General features: G+C 38.4%; 17 protein-coding genes. 9 read left to right on the top strand and 8 right to left on the bottom strand.

The genetic code is table 11. From position 1 onward, the window contains the following. The first annotated feature begins 67 nt into the window (after window positions 1-67). Genes ACFSKV_RS03695 through argH form a run of 8 tightly spaced genes read left to right on the top strand, consistent with a single transcriptional unit; the run spans window position 68 to window position 8,336 of the window. Window positions 68-745, top strand: coding sequence for a GNAT family N-acetyltransferase (locus tag ACFSKV_RS03695; RefSeq protein ID WP_380800479.1), 678 nt, complete (start codon window positions 68-70; stop codon window positions 743-745). 39 nt (window positions 746-784) lie between these two features. Next, the gene (locus ACFSKV_RS03690; RefSeq protein ID WP_380800478.1) at window positions 785-1,981 is read left to right on the top strand and encodes an argininosuccinate synthase; all 1,197 of its coding nucleotides are present in this window, start codon (window positions 785-787) and stop codon (window positions 1,979-1,981) included. Then, on the top strand, window positions 1,968-2,936 hold the full coding sequence (gene argC, locus ACFSKV_RS03685) for an N-acetyl-gamma-glutamyl-phosphate reductase (protein ID WP_380800475.1): 969 nt from the start codon (window positions 1,968-1,970) through the stop codon (window positions 2,934-2,936). Before ACFSKV_RS03690 ends, argC begins: the two co-directional genes overlap by 14 nt. A 10-nt stretch (window positions 2,937-2,946) precedes the next feature. Then, window positions 2,947-4,077 (top strand): aspartate aminotransferase family protein, encoded by a 1,131-nt coding sequence (locus ACFSKV_RS03680; RefSeq protein WP_380800474.1) that lies wholly within the window; start codon window positions 2,947-2,949, stop codon window positions 4,075-4,077. Window positions 4,078-4,114: 37 nt separating this feature from the next. Beyond that, complete coding sequence (locus ACFSKV_RS03675) at window positions 4,115-5,059, top strand: N-acetylornithine carbamoyltransferase (RefSeq protein ID WP_380800472.1); 945 nt, start codon at window positions 4,115-4,117, stop codon at window positions 5,057-5,059. A 30-nt stretch (window positions 5,060-5,089) separates the two neighbouring features. Continuing rightward, a complete protein-coding gene (argB, locus tag ACFSKV_RS03670) occupies window positions 5,090-5,890 on the top strand; it encodes an acetylglutamate kinase (RefSeq protein ID WP_380800471.1) in 801 nt (266 codons plus the stop codon). Window positions 5,891-5,897: 7 nt separating this feature from the next. Beyond that, complete coding sequence (locus ACFSKV_RS03665) at window positions 5,898-6,977, top strand: M20 family metallo-hydrolase (protein ID WP_380800470.1); 1,080 nt, start codon at window positions 5,898-5,900, stop codon at window positions 6,975-6,977. 15 nt (window positions 6,978-6,992) lie between these two features. Continuing rightward, entirely contained in the window at window positions 6,993-8,336 is a 1,344-nt protein-coding gene (gene argH / locus ACFSKV_RS03660) for an argininosuccinate lyase (RefSeq protein WP_380800469.1), read from the top strand. On the opposite strand, the gene ACFSKV_RS03655 is transcribed toward argH, so the two are convergent. The 5 genes from ACFSKV_RS03655 to ACFSKV_RS03635 all read right to left on the bottom strand — a co-directional run bounded on the left by ACFSKV_RS03655 (window position 8,333) and on the right by ACFSKV_RS03635 (window position 13,240). Then, entirely contained in the window at window positions 8,333-8,854 is a 522-nt protein-coding gene (locus ACFSKV_RS03655) for a hypothetical protein (protein WP_380800468.1), read from the bottom strand. The genes argH and ACFSKV_RS03655 overlap by 4 nt on opposite strands. A gap of 14 nt (window positions 8,855-8,868) precedes the next feature. After that, a complete protein-coding gene (locus tag ACFSKV_RS03650; protein WP_380800466.1) occupies window positions 8,869-10,164 on the bottom strand; it encodes a hypothetical protein in 1,296 nt (431 codons plus the stop codon). A gap of 12 nt (window positions 10,165-10,176) precedes the next feature. Beyond that, window positions 10,177-10,752, bottom strand: coding sequence for a YceI family protein (locus ACFSKV_RS03645; RefSeq protein WP_380800462.1), 576 nt, complete (start codon window positions 10,750-10,752; stop codon window positions 10,177-10,179). Between the two features lie 197 nt (window positions 10,753-10,949). Next, on the bottom strand, window positions 10,950-12,620 hold the full coding sequence (locus tag ACFSKV_RS03640) for a DUF6909 family protein (RefSeq protein ID WP_380800460.1): 1,671 nt from the start codon (window positions 12,618-12,620) through the stop codon (window positions 10,950-10,952). 101 nt (window positions 12,621-12,721) lie between these two features. Further along, window positions 12,722-13,240 carry a DinB family protein gene (locus ACFSKV_RS03635; RefSeq protein WP_380800458.1) on the bottom strand — a complete coding sequence of 173 codons (519 nt, stop codon included), beginning with the start codon at window positions 13,238-13,240 and terminating at the stop codon, window positions 12,722-12,724. Window positions 13,241-13,308: 68 nt separating this feature from the next. On the opposite strand from ACFSKV_RS03635, the gene ACFSKV_RS03630 reads away from it, so the two are divergent. Then, window positions 13,309-14,658, top strand: coding sequence for a M28 family metallopeptidase (locus ACFSKV_RS03630; protein WP_380800456.1), 1,350 nt, complete (start codon window positions 13,309-13,311; stop codon window positions 14,656-14,658). Between the two features lie 166 nt (window positions 14,659-14,824). Here the strand turns inward: ACFSKV_RS03630 and ACFSKV_RS03625 are convergent, their stop codons facing one another. The 3 genes from ACFSKV_RS03625 to ACFSKV_RS03615 all read right to left on the bottom strand — a co-directional run bounded on the left by ACFSKV_RS03625 (window position 14,825) and on the right by ACFSKV_RS03615 (window position 20,448). Then, window positions 14,825-16,543 (bottom strand): sodium:solute symporter family protein, encoded by a 1,719-nt coding sequence (locus ACFSKV_RS03625; RefSeq protein ID WP_380800455.1) that lies wholly within the window; start codon window positions 16,541-16,543, stop codon window positions 14,825-14,827. A gap of 87 nt (window positions 16,544-16,630) precedes the next feature. Then, window positions 16,631-19,096, bottom strand: a complete 2,466-nt coding sequence (locus ACFSKV_RS03620) for a PIG-L family deacetylase (protein ID WP_380800454.1) — start codon at window positions 19,094-19,096, stop codon at window positions 16,631-16,633. A 134-nt stretch (window positions 19,097-19,230) separates the two neighbouring features. Beyond that, window positions 19,231-20,448, bottom strand: a complete 1,218-nt coding sequence (locus ACFSKV_RS03615) for a tetratricopeptide repeat protein (RefSeq protein ID WP_380800453.1) — start codon at window positions 20,446-20,448, stop codon at window positions 19,231-19,233. Window positions 20,449-20,467: the final 19 nt, after the last annotated feature.

The following is a 20,467-nucleotide window of genomic DNA, read 5'->3' as shown; positions in this document are numbered from 1 at the left end:
CAATTATATTTCTTGAAACAAATGCTCAAAGAGCAATCAGACATCTATTTATTCCCTATTGGACAAAATGGAAAATAATTCCTTCATCATACAACCTGCTACAGAAAAGCACCTGAAATATGCCGAAACCATCACTGATGAGATGGAACAATCCGCCAAAGCCCGGGGTACGGGTATCGCCAAACGGTCGCCTGAATACATAAAAACAAAAATGCAGGAAGGCAAAGCGGTCATTGCCTTGACCGAGGATGGCACTTGGGCAGGTTTTTGCTATATTGAAGCCTGGGGCCATGGCAAATTCGTTGCCAACTCTGGATTGATTGTAGCACCTGAGTTCCGAAAATATGGGTTGGCACGTCAGATCAAAAATGAAATATTCAAACTAAGCCGTCAGAAATATCCCGAGGCCAAAATTTTTGGCCTGACCACTGGCGCTGCGGTAATGAAAATAAACTCAGAACTGGGATATATTCCTGTATCCTACAATGACCTGACAGATGATGAGGAGTTTTGGAAGGGCTGCAACAGTTGTGTAAACGTGGAAATTCTAAAATCCAAAAATAGACAAAATTGTCTGTGCACAGCCATGTTATATGATCCATCCAAAAAAGCCAAAGTTGAAGAAGTGGCCTTGAGAAAAGATTTCAAGAAAAATCTAAAGCTGTTCGAAAGATGGACAAGGTTGAAAAAGTCTATCTTACTGAACATCAAAAAAACGAAAAACAAAACTTTAAGCTTATTTTAACCGAAAAGCAAAAATTGCTTTTACATCAACATATATAAAATGAAAAAAGTAGTATTGGCGTATAGTGGAGGATTGGATACCACCTTTTGTGCACTTCACCTTTCCCAAGACCTCGGATACGAAGTACATGCCGTCCTGATCAATACAGGGGGATTTTCCTCTCAGGAATTGGAGGAAATAGAAAATCGTGCAAACACCCTTGGTATTGCCTCTTTCACTATCCTCGATGTCACTAGAACTTACTACCAAGAGGTAATCAAATACCTCGTATTTGGCAACGTTCTCAAAAACCAGACCTATCCCCTTTCTGTCAGTGCAGAAAGAATCCTCCAGGCTAAAACCCTGGCAGATTATGTTAAACGAATAGGTGCCAAATCTGTGGCCCATGGCAGTACAGGTGCAGGAAATGACCAAGTCAGGTTTGATATGATTTTCCAGACCATTATTCCTGATATTGAAATCATTACCCCGATAAGAGACCTGAAACTGAGCAGGGAGCAGGAAATAGAATACCTGAAAAAACATGGGGTTTCCATGAATTTTGAAAAAGCAGCTTATTCGGTAAACAAAGGGATTTGGGGAACTTCTGTCGGGGGTAAGGAGACTTTGACTTCAAATCAAACACTTCCTGAAACGGCTTGGCCAACACAGATCAGCAAAAACCAACCAGAAGAATTGACACTTGGTTTTATCAAAGGGCAATTAAAAGCAGTCAATGGAAAGAATTTTGACAATCCAGTGGATGCCATACAAAAAATACAGGAACAAGCTGCTCCCTTTGGTATTGGAAGAGATATCCATGTGGGAGACACGATCATTGGAATAAAAGGAAGGGTTGGTTTTGAAGCCGCCGCACCCTTGATTATCATCAAAAGTCATCAATTATTGGAAAAACATACCCTGACCAAGTGGCAGACATTCTGGAAAAACCAGTTGGCAGAGTTTTATGGAAACCACCTTCATGAGGGGCATTACCTTGATCCTGTGATGCGAAACCTTGAAGAATTCTTGGAAAGTACCCAGGAGTTTGTAACCGGAACTGTAAAATTAATACTCCACCCCTACCGCTTTCAACTGGTAGGTATAGAATCCAAACACGATTTGATGGCTTCCAAATTCGGAAGTTATGGAGAAATGAACAAAGGATATACTGCAGAAGATGTAAAAGGATTTACAAGAATCCTTGGCAACCAAACAGGAATCTTCCATCAAGTCAACTATCATGATGAAAATTAAAACAGCCATCATCGGGGCCGCAGGATATACTGGAGGTGAATTGCTTCGCCTCCTTGTCAACCACCCGGCCTGCGAGTTGGTATATGTACATAGCAACAGCCAGAAAGGGAAAAAAGTAAGTGAAGTACATCCTGATCTTTTGGGAGATACTGAGCTGGTATTTACAGATGAAGTACAAACAGAAGGAATTGAAGCCGTTTTTCTTGGATTGCCACATGGGCAGACCAAGGGATTTCTGGAAAACCACCACTTCTCACCTGATACAGTCATCATTGATCTGAGTACAGACTTCAGAAATGAAAGTCATGGCTTCATTTATGGACTGCCTGAAGTGAATAAAATTAAAATTAAAAATGCTAAAAAAATAGCCAACCCAGGCTGTTTTGCCACAGGTATACAATTGGCATTATTACCAGCTATTGCCAAGGGCTGGGTTAGATCAACCGTACATATTTCCGGAATTACAGGAAGCACAGGGGCAGGAAAATCCTTAAGTGATACCACACACTTTAGCTATAGATCAAATAATCTTTCTGTTTATAAACTCTTCTCCCATCAACATTTAAAGGAAATTAGACAAACCTTTTGCCAGGTACAAGAAGGATTTGCTCATGAATTACTCTTTGTGCCCTACAGGGGAAATTTCTCCAGGGGAATTTGGATTACGGCATATTTTCCTTTCGAAGGTTCACTTGAAGAAGCAATTTCCAGCTATAAATCTTTTTACAAAGAAGCAGCTTTCACTTTTGTTTCAGATTTGGATATTGATTTGAAACAGTCCGTCAACACGAACAAGTGTTTCATACATCTTAAAAAAGAAAACGGACAATTGGTCATTTATTCGGCCATAGACAACCTTCTTAAAGGTGCCTCTGGACAGGCGGTCCAAAACTTCAATATCGCCTTAGGACTGGAAGAAAAAGCCGGTCTCAATCTAAAAAGCATTGCATTTTAAAATCAAAGGAATGAAATTATTTGATGTATATCCCCTGATCAATGTAACTCCCGTAAAAGCCTCTGGTGCCAGATTATGGGATGATCATGGAAATGAATACCTCGATTTATACGGCGGTCATGCCGTAATTTCTGTAGGCCATAGCCACCCGCATTTCAATCAGAGATTGAAGGATCAATTGGATAAAATCGCCTTTTATTCCAATTCAGTTCATATTCCCATCCAAAAACAACTGGCTGAGAAACTGGGACAACTTTCCTGTTACCATGATTACCAGCTCTTCTTATGTAATTCAGGTGCTGAGGCCAATGAAAATGCATTGAAACTGGCCTCCTTTGAAACTGGAAAATCAGGCTTTATCAGTTTTTCAGGAGCATTCCATGGAAGGACTTCAGGAGCAGTAGTCCTTACAGACAATCCTAAAATCATCGCTCCTTCCAATAAGAGGGATGATGCTTTTATCCTGCCCTGGGGTAATATTGAGAAAGTAGAAGACCGGTTGAAACAGGGTAATATTGCAGGAATAATTATTGAGGGAATTCAAGGGGTTGGAGGAATACACATACCCAATGAAGAATTTCTAAGATCCTTACGAGACCTTTGCAAAAAGTATGATGCTAAATTAATTTTGGATGAGGTACAATCAGGTTATGGAAGAACGGGCAGATTTTTTGCCCATCAGTGGGTAGAAGGATTGGTGCCTGATCTGATTACAATAGCAAAAGGCATGGGAAATGGATTTCCTATTGGAGGTGTGTTGATCCATCCTGATATAAAAGCCTCTCATGGTCTATTGGGAACTACATTTGGTGGAAATCATTTGGCCTGCGCTGCAGGATTGGCTGTATTGGAAATTCTTGAGAATGAACAATTGGTTTCTAATGCTGAAAAAACTGGCGCTTATTTGACCGAAGAACTTAATAAAATAAAAGGAGTAACGGAAGTGAGGGGGAAAGGATTGATGATAGGTATTGATCTGGATAGGGAATCAGGCCCTGTACGTTCTGAATTAGTAACCAAATACAGAATATTTACAGGTAGTTCTGCCGGAAAACATACCATTCGTTTGCTTCCACCTTTAAATATTGAAATTAATCAACTATCTTCGTTTTTGGATAGTTTAAAGAAAATTTTGAACTGACAGTTTCCGATACTGTCCTACCAATCTGAATATCAGAATGAAACATTTTACCCAGTTCGAATCCAAAAAATTAGCAGATAGTTTAATAGAAAAGGCCTTAGCTTATAAAAGCCACCCGAGAATGGAGGCAGCCAAAGGGCTTGGAAAAAAAATTGGATGCATTTTCCTTAACCCTTCCTTGAGGACCAGGGCAAGTACACAGATTGCTGCACTCAATTTAGGTATGGATCCTATCGTCATGAATATGGATAAGGAAGGCTGGGCTTTGGAAATGAAAGAAGGTGCCATTATGAACAAAGGTACGGTGGAACATATTAAAGATGCAGCGGGTGTTTTGGGTTCATACTTTGATATTCTGGCTATTAGGGCATTTCCAAGCTTAACCAACAAACAGGAAGATATAGAGGACTTCATTTTCAACCAGTTTATCAAATATTCCGGCGTACCTGTAATCAGTCTGGAAAGTGCGATCAGACACCCACTTCAAAGTCTGGCAGATATGGTTACTATTCATGAAAACGTGGGACAGATCAAAAAACCTAAAGTAGTGCTTACCTGGGCACCGCACATTAAGGCCATTCCTCATGCCGTTGCCAACTCCTTTGCAGAATGGGCAATTGGTTGCGGACATGACCTGACCATTACCCATCCTGAAGGTTATAACCTTGACCCAATGTTCACCCAAGGAGCAAAAATTGAACTTGATCAACAAAAAGCTTTGGAGGGGGCTGATTTCGTTTATGTTAAAAATTGGTCTGCATACAATGATTACGGTAAAATCGTAACCACGGATAACTCCTGGATGCTGACTGAAAAGCATTTCAAACATGCAAAAAAAGCAAAAGTGATGCACTGCCTTCCTGTAAGAAGAAATATTGAAATTTCAGACGAAATACTTGATGGTACAAGGAGTCTTGTTCAGGAACAGGCTAATAACAGAATTTATGCCGCCCAATCGGTCATTAGCCATATACTGGGCTGAATAAAATCTCAAACCTAACCTACTATAAAAATGATTTTAAGTATCATAAAAGTCGGGGGAAACGTGATCGACTTCCCGGAAAAACTTGAAGAATTTCTCTACCTATTTTCTAAGTTTCCGGGAAAGAAAATCCTTGTCCATGGAGGTGGGGTGATGGCTTCAAAATTTGGGGAAAGTATGGGAGTGATGCCGGAAATGGTAGACGGTAGAAGAATCACTGACAAAGATACCCTAGATATTGTGACCATGGTTTATGCAGGATTGATCAACAAGCAGATTGTAGCAAAACTGCAATCTTTAAAGCAAAATGCCCTGGGAATGACAGGCGCAGACGGTAACCTGATCAGGTCCGTAAAAAGACCTGTCAAAACTATTGATTATGGTTTTGTAGGGGATATTCAAGAGATCAATATTGAGTTGGTTCAAACACTCTTAGAGAACAACCTTGTTCCAGTCATCTGCGCTATCACGCATGACCAAAAAGGGCAATTACTCAACACTAATGCAGATAGCATTGCCTCGGAACTAGCAACCAGTTTATCCAAAAAATATAAAGTCAATTTATATTTCTGTTTCAATAAATCAGGAGTTTTGATAGATGAAAAAAACGAACAATCCATTGTTCCATTGATCAATGAAGATATTTACACTGAGCTTAAAAAAGAAAATGTCATCCATTCCGGTATGATCCCAAAATTGGACAATGCATTTGCAGCTTTACATAAAGGTGTAAACCATGTTTGGATCGGAAAAGCTGAAAATTTACTTTTGGCGGCAAAAGGAAAACTTTCAGGTACAACAATTGAAAAGCACAGATACGACCTGTACTGAAAAAGGCATGGAATTATACTCACCTGTACTCTTTGAAGATGCCTTGGATTTACTGAAAAACTTGGTTGAGACCCCCTCAATAAGCAAAGAAGAAAATAAAAGTGCCGACCTCATCCAAATTTTTCTGGAAAAGAAAGGAATAAAGACCCATAAAAAAGGAAACAATATCTGGGCCTTTCCATTTCATGAGGACAGTAAAAATCCTTACCTTCTTTTAAATTCCCATCATGATACGGTTAAGCCAAATTCAGGATATACCAAAGATCCATACAAAGCAATAATTGAAGATGGAAAAATTTTTGGCCTGGGAAGTAATGATGCAGGTGGTTGCTTGGTAAGTTTGATTGCAACCTTCTGTCATTTCTATAGTAAGCCCCTTCCTTTTAACCTAATCCTTGCAGCAACTGCGGAAGAAGAAATCTCAGGGAAAAATGGCATTGAATGTATCCTTGATGAACTCCCTCCTTTGGAACTTGCCATAGTAGGAGAACCTACCTTAATGCAAATGGCTGTCGCAGAAAAAGGACTTTTGGTAATTGATGCCTTGGTTAAAGGAAAAGCAGGTCATGCTGCAAGAGAAGAAGGAGAAAACGCCATCTACAAGGCCTTAGATGATCTAAATCTGATTAGAAACTATGAATTCAAAAAGGTTTCTCCATATTTGGGAAAAACAAAAGTCACAGCAACGATCATTCAGGCTGGAAGCCAACACAATGTCATTCCGGATATCTGCTTCTATACATTAGATGTTAGGGTAACTGATGCCTATACTTTGGATGAGGCTTTCAATGAATTAAAAAGTAACCTAAAAGCTGAATTAAGCACAAGATCATTGAGACTGAATTCATCCAAGGTTCCCGAAGGTCATAAAATCCTCAAGATTGGAAAAACTTTGGGAATACAAACCTTCGGTAGCCCTACCCTTTCTGATCAGGCATTGATCCCTTACCCTTCTGTGAAGATTGGCCCAGGGGATTCGGTAAGATCACATACGGCAGATGAATTTATTTATCTTCATGAAATCGAAAATGGGATTGCAGGTTATATTGAAATCCTGGAAACTTATGCCAAAGGCATTGCTGAATAAATTAAAAAACAAAACATGAAACTCTGGCAAAAAAAAACTGGATCAAAAAAAGAAGTTGAAAATTTTACTATTGGAAGAGACCCTGAGTTTGACCTTATTTTAGCTCCATTTGATGTTCTTGGTTCTATGGCCCATGCCATTATGCTTGAAAAAATCGGCCTTTTATCATCCGAGGATCTTAGAGTTTTATTGAAGGGCTTAAAGGAAATTTACTTTGAAATAGAAAAGGGACAGTTCAAAATAGAAAAAGGGGTGGAAGATGTCCATTCCCAAATAGAGTTTTTATTGACCCAAAGGTATGGTGAAGTAGGTAAAAAACTGCATAGCGGTAGGTCCAGAAACGACCAGGTACTGGTTGACCTCAAACTCTACTACAGGGCAGCCATACGGGAACTGGTAGAAGCTAGCCAGGAATTGTTTGAAGTATTGATTGAACTTTCAGAGAAACATAAAAACAACCTGATGCCGGGTTACACCCATACCCAATTGGCTATGCCTTCTTCTTTTGGTCTTTGGTTTGGTTCATTTGCGGAAGGCTTAACAGAGGATTTGGCTCTACTCGAAGCCGCATATAGACTTTCAAACAAGAACCCACTAGGTTCCGCAGCAGGTTATGGCTCTTCTTTTCCCTTGAATAGGACCATGACCACAGAGTTACTGGGTTTTGATGACCTGCACCACAATGTAATCAATGCCCAAAACAGCCGTGGTAAAACCGAAAAAACCCTGGCATTTGCCCTTTCTGGGATTTCAGGAACCCTGAATAAATTAGCCGCAGATGTCTGCATTTTTATGAACCAGCACTTTGCCTTTATTTCATTCCCTGATGATCTTACAACAGGAAGCAGCATCATGCCACATAAAAAAAATCCTGATGTTTTTGAATTGATTCGGGCAAAAACCAATCAAATTCAGGGTATTCCAAATACAGTAACCCTTTTGCTGACCAATATGACCACAGGATATCACAGGGATTTGCAACTGCTCAAAGAAGCCATTTTCCCGGGTTTGGATTCCCTTCTGGACTGCCTCAAGATGACAACTTTTATGCTCAAGGAAATAAAAATAAAAGAAAACATACTTTCAGATAGTTTTTATAAACATGTTTTCAGTGTAGAAGTGGTCAATCAATTGGTCTTGGAAGGAATGCCATTCCGGGATGCCTATAAAAAGGTAGGATTGGACATTGATTCAGATATATTTTCCCCGGATCAATCCCATGTCAATCATGTCCATGAAGGAAGTATAGGTAACTTATGTAATAAAGAAATTTCGGACAAAATGAAGAAAGTAATTGATAGTTTTAAATTTCAAAAAATTGAAAAATCGTTGAATGCTTTATTGGATATTAATCCTTAAAAAGAAAGCTTAAATTCTAAATTAAGTTCTTCCTCAACTTTAATCAAGCCCCCAAATTTTTGAGGGGCTTCCAATTCCAGTTCTTCAAAGCTCAATACCAAATTTGCTACTACGCCATCCACTGTCCGTTTCAAAACCAGATCATCATAAAAAAGCTTTTTACCCACTATATCTACATGGAGATCACAGGAGTAATTGCCATAGCTTGATTTTAAATTATTGACCTTGACTTTTGCGGTTGGAAATGTTTCAGCCTTGATTGTTTTTCTGAAATCTTTGTTTAATAAAAAATTCCCGCAGGAAAAATCCTTGACGGGTATTTCAAATAACAATTCTTTTGTTTTTTTGGAAGGATCTATTAAAAGCGTGTCCTTCAAACCGTTCTTTTGGTAGTTGCAGTTGAATCCGCCTATTGAAGTCTGACCACTGACAATGATCATTTTTTGGGTTACTATAACTTCCCTTTCTTCTATATTGGGATTCAAAACAATCAAAAGAACAATCAAAAGGACACGCATATTTAACTTAAGGATTAGAAACCTACTATACCTTCGATCATGATGCCGTTGAATTTACCACCATTTCTAATGTCTGTTGCAGCAAATCCACTATAATTTTGTTGAACCCACTCAATTTTGGCCAGTACATTCTTAGTCACAAACCAGCCACCAGCAATCGCGACTCTGTCCATACTAACTTCTAAACCTGAACCGGATAAAGGTCCACTTACTTCATTATATCGTCCAGCAATATAATATTGCTCTCTTAATCCAAATCTGTAAAGTAAGTCTGCACCAATCTGAGTCCAGGTTCTATCTGTAGTTTCACCTCTAGCAGCACCTTTGGATTGCTCGTAGTTACCAAAGAATTCCAATCCTTTGTATTTTAAGAAGGGGTTGATGACCCAGGCTGTTATATTATTGGTCTGACCTGGATTAAATCTACCAGAAGTAAAGTTCGCAGATGTGGAAGCTAATGTGTTTTCCATCACCAAGTAATACCTTGAACCTCCTCTATCACCTCCCCAAAGCGTATTTCTTTGAGAGCTACCAGTAGTATAAATTGAACCGGTAAGTCTTAATCTGAAATCATCGGTCAAATATTTGTCGTAACCAAATTTACCTATAAAATTCATGCTTCTGTTATCAGGATTGGTTACACCACCTTGGATTTCACCCCCGGTAACACCTACCAAAGCCAACCATCCGTTAGATTGGAAGAACAAATCACCACCGATCTCAGTTGTAAAAGCATCCATGATATAATTTTCTACAAATGGATTGTACAAGGCATTACCATTATCGGATCTTCTGAAGTGGGCATCACCATAGTTGATTTCCATGTGTCCAACTCTTAAGGTCAGATACTTATTGAACCAATCTGCTTCACCTAATCCAAGAAAGTCCAATTTATCAACTTGCAGATATCCGCCTTTAACCCAAGTTTCCGGGTGGTGTCTGGAAGAAAGATAAGTTACTAAATTCAAACGTAAACCATCTGCTAAAGCTACATCAATGTTAAGGTTAGCAGTTGCTAAGTTAGTTCCTGTACCAATTTTAATTAATTCATTGGTATTTACATTGTTAGCATTGAAAACCGGATCTGCAGTATTGGAATGGCTGAGACTTTGAAACTGTTGGGTAAAGTTACCTCCTATTCTTACTCTCATTCCTTCATAGGCTACTGTATCTTCTTTTCCTGTTTCAAAAATATTGATACCTCTTTGGTCATATGGTCTCCAGAATTGCATATCTCTCTGAAGTCCCTGGGCTAAACCGGATAATGAAATACCGATTAAAGCAATCGCAGCAATTATGTGCTTTTTCATAGTTGTGGAAAATTAATTTAAAGGTTGAAATATTGTTTTAAATGAAATTTTGATTTCGTCTCTTGTTTTTACTGTTCCCATAAGGGCTGTTGGTGGATCTACCGAAAAAGTGGTTAATTTCGTGTCATAGCTTCCCTCGAAAGTAAGTTTGTTTCCACTTTGGGTTACTTTGACAGGGAAAGATGCCGGTTTGGTTACTCCAGCAATAGTGAAATCACCTTTTGCCTGATAATTGCTTCCGCTTCCGGTTATCTCTTTCAAAGTGAATTTTACATCTTTGTTTTTCTTGGTATCCAATGCCTTATAAGCATTGTTATCAAGACCCTTTGTCCCACTTTTAAGTGTTTCTGCTTCCATGGTAACAGAAAGGTTTTGAATTCCTTTCAATTGATTACCTTCCAGAACAAAAACCCCTTCTCCTTTGGCCGTATTGGATGTCATATCCCAGTCATGAAGGGTTGAGCCTCCGGAAACTTTAAGCTCTGGTGAAGGAGCCAAAATGTATTTTGTTTGTGCTGAAATGGTCGAATTAAATGACAATAGGAGTATGACCACTAATCCTGATGTCAATATCCTTAAATTTTTCATACTGATTGAGGTTGTTTGATGATTCAAATTTGGATAAGAAAATTTCAAATAAACATGACAAAAATCATATAAAGCCATGATTAAAAACACAACTAAAAATTCAATAAAAATGAAAAATAAAAAAATAACAAAAATTAAAAAATCAACTTTTTATTCTGAGTTTTAAACATTTAATAAAATAAAAATATTAATTGGTTTTATGAGAATAATTTTTTCAGAATTTTATATGTAATCAAGTAAGTTGGTTTTACCCCGTCCATACCCAAAGCACCTGATGCAAGTGTACTACCAGTCTCTAAAGGATTATCAGATGCATAATATGCGTACAATACTTTTACATTTTTCTTAATGCTTTGCCGGATCTTACTTTCTGATTGGATGGCTTTTTGATAATGGGCTCCTTCCATCTCCAATCCTATTGCTTTCCAGGAAGATTCCATGAGGTAGCTCAAGACATCTTTATTTTGAAGAGATGTTCCCAAAACAGTAAACATGGTGCCCTGGTATACACCTAATCCGTATCCTTCAAAATCTTTTCGGCTCAACTCATTGATAAAAGGATAATTATCAGCAGTCCCTTCAAAAACATGGCTGTCCGGTATCATAATATCTCCTTTCTTTCCTGTCAAAATCCCTGCTTTACCCATTATGGACGCGGATAGAACATTAAGTGGGTAATTTTTCCCATCTTCAGTTTCATAAGGTTTCAAGAGCTCATCAAAGCATTCGTATGCCTGTTCTCCAAAGGCATAATCCATCACCAATAATACTGGCCTCTTTTTTTGATCTTCAGGCAAAATACAATTAGGAAGCAGGGTATTTTTGGACATCCTCGCCGTATCAATCAATTGAACATGGATATTGGTACCGGATTCATCCATAACTTCCATAAATCCATTGTTTTGGGCATATTTGAGTATTTCTTTACCCTTATTGTTCTTTGCCCCGATACTGATGTCCAAAGCCATCTGTTCAATTTCCTCAAAAGTTCCCAATCCAAGTGCCTGATGGCTATAGATGGTATTTAAAAAACTGTGGAGATTGGCAGAAATAATATGCAAAGGCCTTTCTATCAGATCATTTTCAAATAATACCTTCTTTATCTTATTGGCCCAAAGTTCTCCGTAGACATGGTGACCAACTCTTATTCTTAAAGTGGAAGAAAAGGAAATTTCCCTGTCCTTACCATCAAATGACTCTTCCATGGCCAATTTTCCCAAATGATAGATCACTCGAAAAAGACTGTTGGTATGTGGTGAAGTTTCAAATTTTTTTATGGCCTCATGGGTCTCGTCAAAGGTCCTTCCAATTACCTGACTCAAATAGGAACAGGCCACTTCTTTATCAAAATCCTCTCCATTTTCCTCTTTTTCAATGATTTTTCCAAGAAGCTCCCAATTAAGGTCTATTCTCCCCTTCGCATCTGTACTGTTGGATTTTATTTTTTCAGATTCTATGTATAGGAATGTGAGATGGGTCAGAATATCATAAATATCAGATCTTCCCCTGGTCATTTCCACATACATCTGTTCTTCATCTACCCGATAGCAGTTCCTCTTCCTTTTTGCCGGTATGATCGCAGGGAATGTGGAATTTTCATATCCCTCCCTACTGATCAGCCTGACGTACCTGCATTCCTCAATCCCTCTTGGAAGCCTTTCCATGACATATAAAAGCCCATCCAATTCAATCTTTTCATCCTGTGCCAAAAAGCCATAAATCTCAGGACTCAGCACCAAAAGTGAATCCACCAGCGATTCCCCTGAAACTCCCATTGGCTTATAAGATCCCCTCATAAAAAGGTGCCTCATAGTGATATAAAGTTTCTCAATCGCTGCTCTGGATTCCTGTGCTCTCGTTCTTTTCATAGTCAATAAAATTATTTTGTATTAGATAAATTCTACAAAATTAATAAAATATGGCCATTTTTTAGGTTATTTTTTTATTAACAATCTAAACTAAGTGATTCTCAGAGATATCTTTCCTTTAAAATCTGAAGATGATGCAATGTATGGCCTGTAATAATATAAAGGATAGCCCGAACAGATGCAGGGTAATTGTTGGCCAATCCAATATTGGAATAAACAGATAAAGGGAAATTTTTAAACATTGAAACCAATGCATAACGGGACATTTCAAATTCCTCCAACAGATGATTGAGTGGAATTTCGTTAAATTTACCCTGCAAGACGTATTCATCCTGATCAAAGCCCGGCAATGAGATCTTCTCCCCCCTTGCAATGCAAAGTGCCCTGTAGGACATAATTCTGTCTGTGTCTGTCATATGGCCCAAAACTTCTTTTGCCGACCATTTCCCCTCACTATAGGGTAAATTACTTTTTAAATCCCCTAATTTTTCAAAGACCTTTCTTACCTCTTCAATTTGGGATAATAATATAGCAGGAATATCCTGTCCTTTAATGGAGGAAATGTATCCTTCATAATATGATCCATATTCGCCTTCCCTTGGTATCAATTGCTCGTTCATGTAATATGATTTTAAACTTGATGTATCTACATGTAAATTTAAACTAATAAACAGTAACCCTATTAAGAATGAAAAGAATTATCCTGCTCATTACCTGCTTTACATTTCATTTTTCCTTTGCACAAACCCAGCTCATTCACCGTGACCCTGTAATAGCAGGAATGATCAAAGAAATCTCATCAGATAATCTGGAGAAATACGTCAGGGACCTAGCCGGATTTAGAACCAGACATACACTTAGCCAAGACAAGGACAAGGAAGGAATACTAGCTTCACAAAATTATGTTCTGAATCTTTTCAAATCATTTGAACCTGCTTCCAGCGGAAGATTGAGTTCCTATATTGATACTTTTACAATTCCTGCTGACGGTAGAAGAATTCCAACTGATAGCCAAATGGGAAATGTTATGGCTACTTTAAAGGGAACTGATCCCAATGATGACCGGATTTTTATTATTTCAGCGCATATTGACAGCAGGGCCCTGGATGTGATGAATACAGAAATTGATGCCCCTGGGGCCAATGATGATGGTTCGGGTGTGGCTGCCATCATTGAACTGGCAAGGATTATGTCCAAAAAATCCTTTCCTGCTACAATCATTTTTGTAATAGTATCAGGGGAAGAACAGGGATTAAAAGGTGCTGCTTACCTTGCTGAAAAAGCAAAAAATGAAAATTGGAACCTTGTTGCAATGCTTAACAATGACATGATTGGCAACAGCTTTTCCTCAGAAACAAATATCAATGACAATACCAAAGTGAGGATTTTTTCTGAAGGGGTCCCAGCAGCGGAAACCGAAAGAATGGCAGCCATTCGCAGGTATACCAATGGAGAAAATGACAGCAAATCAAGGCAATTAGCCCGGTATATGAAAGAAATAGGCGAAAGGTATGTGGATCAACTGGAAGTTAAACTGGTCTACAGAAATGACAGGTTTTTGAGAGGTGGAGACCACACTCCCTTTGCCCAACAGGGTTTTACAGCCATCAGGGTTTGTGAAATGAATGAAAATTATTACCACCAACATGAAAATGTCAGGGTAGAAAACGGGATCCAATATGGAGACCTTCCAGAATTCGTTGATTTTGAATACATGAGAAAAATTGCAGGAATCAACCTGGCTTCACTGGCTGCTTTGGCATCTGCTCCTTCGGAACCTATAAACGTAGGGATTGATGTCAGAAAATTAGGCAATGTCTCTACTCTTCGATGGGAAGCCCCCGAAAAAGGAAAAGCAAAAGGGTATTATGTCCTGATGAGAGAAACTGATTCCTCCATGTGGCAGAAAAAATTCTACACAGAAGATACAACTTTAACCATCCCCTATTCCAAGGACAATTATTTCTTTGCCGTTCAGGCTGTAGGCGAAGAGGGATATGAAAGCTTGGCTGTATTCCCTCAACCAATAACAAGATAAAATCACTTTCCAAGATCTGCTTTTCGAAATTTGCAATTTCAAAAAATGATAAAGAGTATATCTAATCCTGATCCACTTTCAAACAAATAAGCATCCAGGGATTAAAATCTCTTGTATTGCTCTACAGAATCACAAATCCTAAAGAGCAAATACCTCTATTTTTTATTTAATTTGAAGGCATCGTTCTTGGCAGAACCATCTGAAGGATAGCCGCAAAAAACATGACCAAAAGGCATCCAATAACATTATACCATAAATACCCTATGTTCAAATCAAAGCCCAAAATTGTACTTTCATTATTATAGTGGATAAGTAATACGATCGCTTCTGCTAAAAACGCTGCCATAAATACAGCATTTCCCCTAATCCATTTCATGTAAAAACCTACCACAAAAATCCCCAGTATGGTTCCATAAAAAAGAGAGCCCAAAAGATTCACTGCTTGGATCAGATTCTCAAATAAAGTAGCATAGGTTGCAAACAATATGGCAAAAATCCCCCAAAATGCGGTAAACACCTTAGATGAAACCAAATAATGATATTGGCTTGCTTTAGTGGCAATAGACCTTTTATATATATCCATGGTGGTGGTAGACCCCAATGCATTCAGTTCTGAAGCGGTGGACGACATAGCTGCACTGAAAATAACCGCGAATAGTAGTCCCACCACACCTGTAGGTAAATAATCCATGACAAACCGCATAAATACATAATCTGTATCTCTGGTTTCAGCATCAGGGTTATTCCGCAAAATTAATTCTTTGACCTCAGACCTCAGCTTCTCCTGAGTGGCCACTTTATCCTTGATTTTTTCCTTAGCCACAGCTATCCCAGATTCGTCATTGGATTTAACTGCCTGCAACATAGACTGGATATGCTGGTTCTTTTCCTCAAATACCTGAGAAAACTCTTCCTGCAATAACAAATAATCCTCTTTATAGGTAGAATTTTCCAATTGCTCTGTCTGGACCTTATTAAAATATACAGGGGGTTGGAAAAATTGGTAAAAAACAAATACCATTACTCCTATAAATAAGATGATAAACTGCATAGGAACCTTGAGCAATCCATTCATCATCAAACCCATCCTGCTTTGGGTAAGAGAACTACCGGAAAGATATCTTTGAACCTGAGATTGGTCAGTTCCAAAATAAGACATAAAAAGAAAAAGGGCTGCTGTCATTCCTGACCAGAAATTATACCGATCAGATAAATTCATTTCAAAATTGACAATATTCAGTTTATCCATTTTTCCGGCCACATGAAGTGCATCAGAAAAATTTACAGGAAGCATTTTAATCACCAGAATTCCGGCCAAAACCATTCCTCCCATCATCACAGCCATTTGTTGTTTCTGTGTAATTGAAACTGCCTTAGTTCCTCCGGATACTGTATAAATTATGACTAAAAGACCTATAAAAACATTGGTAAAAGTCAGGTTCCAACCTAGCAAGGTAGAAAGTATAATGGCAGGTGCATAAATGGTAATACCTGCGGCCAGGCCTCTTTGGATCAAAAACAAAAATGCAGCCAGGGTTCTGGTTTTGAGGTCAAACCTTTCTTCCAGAAACTCATAAGCGGTATAGACTTTTAAGCGATAGTAAATGGGAAGAAAAGTGACAGAAAGGATGATCATCGCGAGGGGTAGCCCAAAATAAAACTGTATAAAACGCATCCCATCTTCATAAGCTTGCCCCGGTGTACTTAAAAAGGTAATGGCAGAAGCTTGAGTGGCCATAATGGAAAGTCCAATTGTCCACCAGTTCATACTACCGGTTCCCCGGATATAGCTTTCCATATCCTTCTCACCATAGGTCTTGTATACCCCATAGCCAACGATTGCCAGAAGTGTACTGAACAGGATACCCCAATCCCACAAACTCATGAGAAACTGATTTTAAGCCAGTAAAACAATCCAATTAAGACAGCTAAAACCACCATCTGCGCTATATACCAATTTTTCCACCTGATGTTATCTTTCACCACCCTGTTCGATTAAGTTAATAAATAGTTTAATAGCACCAGGAACTCCTGCAGGCAACAACCTAAACCATGAGATTCCTGAATAGGTATAGGTTCCTTTTCCATATTGGGTAAACAGTAAGGATCCCTGGGAAGGATTTTCACCTGGATCCTGCATAGTGAAAGGGGTAGAATAAGCGGAATCCCAGCTACTCGTAAAGTAAAGCCCTCTTTCTTGAACCCATCCATCAAAATCACCCATTGAAATTTTATTGGGAGAACTTAATAAAGGATGGCTAAAATCAACCTTGACCGGTGAATCTTCCACTGCTACCCTGTCTCTTGAAATAGAAAATGGATAGGGACCCAAATCCCTGGTCAATAACGGTGATGAGGTATTGTATTGAACGATCAGATTCCCTCCTTCATGCACATACTCCATAAGTTGGTCTACATTATTGGCAAGATTTTGATTGACATTAAAAGCCCTGATCCCTACAATGACAGTTTGAAAATCAGCCAATCTGTTTTTTCTTAAATCTGCATCATCCAAAATACTGACATGGTAACCCAAACTCCTTAATACTTCCGGTACATCATCTCCTGCACCGGGAATATATCCGATTTGTTGTCCAGAAGTCTTTAAATCCAATTTCACCAGATTCAAAGTGGTATTGGTGAAGTACGTCAGATTAGGAATATGCTTATAAATAATCCTTTTAGTGTCCTGATTGAATATTCTTCCATCCGGAGTCACAAAATTGACCATAATCTCCTTCTTTTCTTGATCAGAATTTAAAAATTTAACAGTGTACAAAATCCTTTTTCTTCTGTCATCTTCTGTCATCTTGATGACTTGATATTGATCTTCTTTCAGACCTTTAACATTAATTGTACCACCACTTATAAACTTATCTCTGAAGGAAACTTCCACATTCAACAAATCATCTGCTCCAGGAATTAAAAACAGATTGGACTTATCCAAATTAACATTTACTTCTGGAACTAAAGTAAAAGGTTGATTTACCTCTCCGTCCACTTGATCATTGTATTTATACTTTAAAGCCAAATCCAAGGGTAAATTTTGACCATCAATGCTCAGATTCAACCTGCCCTTCAAAGTGGATCCATTAACAGGAGGTCCTATTTTCATAGGATCATCGATTCCAAAAAGACTTTTTTCTATAGGATTTTTCAACCAAAATGGTTGGGAAATGGGGAAATCTCCGGGAATTTGAATTTCAAAAGCTTTAGAAACGGGTTGGTTGCTATTGGCAACAGCATTGATGTTTTCTTTAAAAATCTCAGAACCAAAAGTTTCCACTTGCACAGGAAAGTTTCCTGGGTTATTAAATACAATTTCCACATTGATTTTTTCACCTGTAAAGGCAATCTCCTTTCGTACAATAAATTCAGCTTTAACCCCTAAGACATCCAATATCAATTGATTAATATGATTTTGTTTTTCTCTGACCCAAATGGAAGCGTTTTTCTGGTTATCCAGAAGTTTTTTGACCACCAACAAATTCGCTAAATTATTTTCGGGATGAAGAAAGTCAAATTCCTGAATTGACTTATAAATGGCTTTTCTGATTTCATCCCCGTTATCTAATTGAACCCATCTACTTCCAATACCATCGAATGGGGTATCTTTAAAAGGTTCTCCACTAACCATCTCTATAAAGTCGGTTCCCTGACCAATTTGTGAAGTGGATCCAAATCCTTGTGATTTATGCATGGTACGACTATCGGCTGCAATTTGAGAATAAGTAGTGCCCAATAGTGGATTAAACTCCCCTACCATAAAACGGTGGTAGACCTTTCCATCTTCCGGCTCATATTGACCTCCCCAATTGTAAGCATTCCAAAAAATCCTTTTCGCCTGCCATGGCTGTATATAGCTCAACTGTTCTGGAAAAACGTTTGGATCAGCAGCCTTTGAAAATGCCTCTACGCTCAATAAAGCTGAAGAGGTATGATGCCCATGTGTGGTTCCAGGAATTGTATTAAACCTGTTGATAATAATATCCGGCTGGAAATTTCTAATGATCCAAACAACATCCGAAAGAAGCTTTTCCCTGTCCCAATTATTGAAAGTTTCATCCGGGTTTTTGCTAAAACCAAAATCCAGGGCCCTTGAAAAAAACTGTCTTCCTCCATCTGTTTCCCGAGCTCTTAAAAGTTCATGGGTACGGATGAGTCCCAACTCAATCCCCAATTCCTTTCCGATAAGATTTTGCCCACCATCACCTCTTGTCAGAGATAAATATGCCACCTCCGCATGTTCTGCATTCGCCAAATAGGCAATCAATCGGGTATTCTCATCATCTGGGTGGGCCGCCACATAAAGCACTCTTTTGGTTTCCTGAAACCTGAGAAGGTCATGATAAATAACAGAAGAAGGTTTGTGTTGGCCAAATACATTATAAGAAATTAAAATACATAAGCTGAATAGCCACCAATTCAGTTTTTTCATAGTCGGTTAATTTTGCCAAAATCTACATGAAGCATTAAAGAAAAAAAACTTAAATTTTATTAAAGGGTTTGCATCAGTTTTAATAAAAAAAAGCTACCCATAAAGGATAGCTTCTTTCAATCTTTTAGAATAAATTACCTTTCTCTTTCCATCCAATCCGGACCTAAAAGCGCAATCAATCTTTGGTTTATTTTTTCTGCTTCAGAAGGGTTCTTTAGTCTTGTATGTATTTGGTATAATATCTCCAGGATTTCAGTATTATCCGGTTTTATTTCTGAGGCTTTGGTGAAGTAAGGAACCGCATCTTTATATAGCTGATCTGCTTCTGCACTCATTTGTGGTGCCCTAACTTCCCATTCCTCATCAGAAAGGTTGTTCACTTCAGCCAAAATCGCTCTGGCTCTGTCAAGATAGATGGCACCTGTATAATAATTGCCCTCGAAGAAATCAGGATCAGCAGCTACCGCTTTCTTGTATTCAGCTAAGGCTCCTTCCATGTCACCGGATTGTTCTAGCAGATACCCATATCTTAACAATAAACCTGAATTGTTTGGATCATCTTTCAATGCCTCTTTTACTGAAGCCATTGCTTCATCCAATTTGTTCATCTGAAGTAATAATTGCACTTCAAATTCTGACAAAGTTTTATCTTCAGGAAAATCCTTTCTTCCAGCCACTACATATTCATAAGCTTTTTCAGGGTCTTGGTCTTCTGCACTTGCTATCTGGATAAGGAAATAATAGGTGTTTAACTTATTGTATTCCTCTACTTCCAATAGCCTATTGAAATGCTTTTTAGCTGCTTCTGAATTTCCCAGTTCCTGATAGGCTAAATATCCTGCATTGAAATTGGCAGTTGTATCGGTAGGGTCTATATCAGATACAAGATTGAAGAATTCATAGGACATCTGATAGTCATCTTCTTCATATGTCTGAATAGCCTTATTGAAGGCGGAGGTTTTTAAAGACAATAAGGAATAAGGCCTTAGATTTTCCGGCATTCCTGGAATTTCTTCTTTATAAACCTCTTTACCTACTTTACTTTCTTTGTCATTACCTACCATTGCCATGGTTTGGGTAAAACTTTCAAGGGCAGCCTTTCCAGTATTGACAGTAGAAGCTGCAAAATCCTCATCTAAATCAAACATTTTGGTTTGGATTTTGGCTTTCAATAAAAGCGTATTTGGATCATCTTTTGTCTCTGGATCCTGTAAAGCAGCGTCAATCTCTCCAAGGGCAACTTCAAGGTCGCCACTTTTAAAGTTTTTATCAGCTGATCTGACTACTTTTTTCTGGGCAAAAGCAAAAGTCGCAATACCGACCAATGCTATTGATAAGAACAACTTTTTCATTTGATTTCTATTTTGCTTT

Origin of the sequence: Shivajiella indica, from assembly GCF_042683085.1 — a bacterium.
GTDB classification, from domain to species: domain Bacteria; phylum Bacteroidota; class Bacteroidia; order Cytophagales; family Cyclobacteriaceae; genus Shivajiella; species Shivajiella indica.
This window is presented reverse-complemented; position numbering and strand designations above follow the sequence as displayed.

Bases quoted from the DNA above. Each gene is read 5' to 3' on its own strand.
- ACFSKV_RS03640 (WP_380800460.1), bottom strand. From the start codon at position 12,620: ATGAAAAGAACGAGAGCACAGGAATCCAGAGCAGCGATTGAGAAACTT.
- argB (WP_380800471.1), top strand. From the start codon at position 5,090: ATGATTTTAAGTATCATAAAAGTCGGGGGAAACGTGATCGACTTCCCG.
- ACFSKV_RS03695 (WP_380800479.1), top strand. From the start codon at position 68: ATGGAAAATAATTCCTTCATCATACAACCTGCTACAGAAAAGCACCTG.
- ACFSKV_RS03615 (WP_380800453.1), bottom strand. From the start codon at position 20,448: ATGAAAAAGTTGTTCTTATCAATAGCATTGGTCGGTATTGCGACTTTT.
- ACFSKV_RS03675 (WP_380800472.1), top strand. From the start codon at position 4,115: ATGAAACATTTTACCCAGTTCGAATCCAAAAAATTAGCAGATAGTTTA.
- ACFSKV_RS03635 (WP_380800458.1), bottom strand. From the start codon at position 13,240: ATGAACGAGCAATTGATACCAAGGGAAGGCGAATATGGATCATATTAT.
- ACFSKV_RS03650 (WP_380800466.1), bottom strand. From the start codon at position 10,164: ATGAAAAAGCACATAATTGCTGCGATTGCTTTAATCGGTATTTCATTA.
- ACFSKV_RS03655 (WP_380800468.1), bottom strand. From the start codon at position 8,854: ATGCGTGTCCTTTTGATTGTTCTTTTGATTGTTTTGAATCCCAATATA.
- ACFSKV_RS03690 (WP_380800478.1), top strand. From the start codon at position 785: ATGAAAAAAGTAGTATTGGCGTATAGTGGAGGATTGGATACCACCTTT.
- ACFSKV_RS03620 (WP_380800454.1), bottom strand. From the start codon at position 19,096: ATGAAAAAACTGAATTGGTGGCTATTCAGCTTATGTATTTTAATTTCT.
- ACFSKV_RS03665 (WP_380800470.1), top strand. From the start codon at position 5,898: ATGGAATTATACTCACCTGTACTCTTTGAAGATGCCTTGGATTTACTG.
- argH (WP_380800469.1), top strand. From the start codon at position 6,993: ATGAAACTCTGGCAAAAAAAAACTGGATCAAAAAAAGAAGTTGAAAAT.
- ACFSKV_RS03625 (WP_380800455.1), bottom strand. From the start codon at position 16,543: ATGAGTTTGTGGGATTGGGGTATCCTGTTCAGTACACTTCTGGCAATC.
- ACFSKV_RS03630 (WP_380800456.1), top strand. From the start codon at position 13,309: ATGAAAAGAATTATCCTGCTCATTACCTGCTTTACATTTCATTTTTCC.
- ACFSKV_RS03645 (WP_380800462.1), bottom strand. From the start codon at position 10,752: ATGAAAAATTTAAGGATATTGACATCAGGATTAGTGGTCATACTCCTA.
- argC (WP_380800475.1), top strand. From the start codon at position 1,968: ATGATGAAAATTAAAACAGCCATCATCGGGGCCGCAGGATATACTGGA.
- ACFSKV_RS03680 (WP_380800474.1), top strand. From the start codon at position 2,947: ATGAAATTATTTGATGTATATCCCCTGATCAATGTAACTCCCGTAAAA.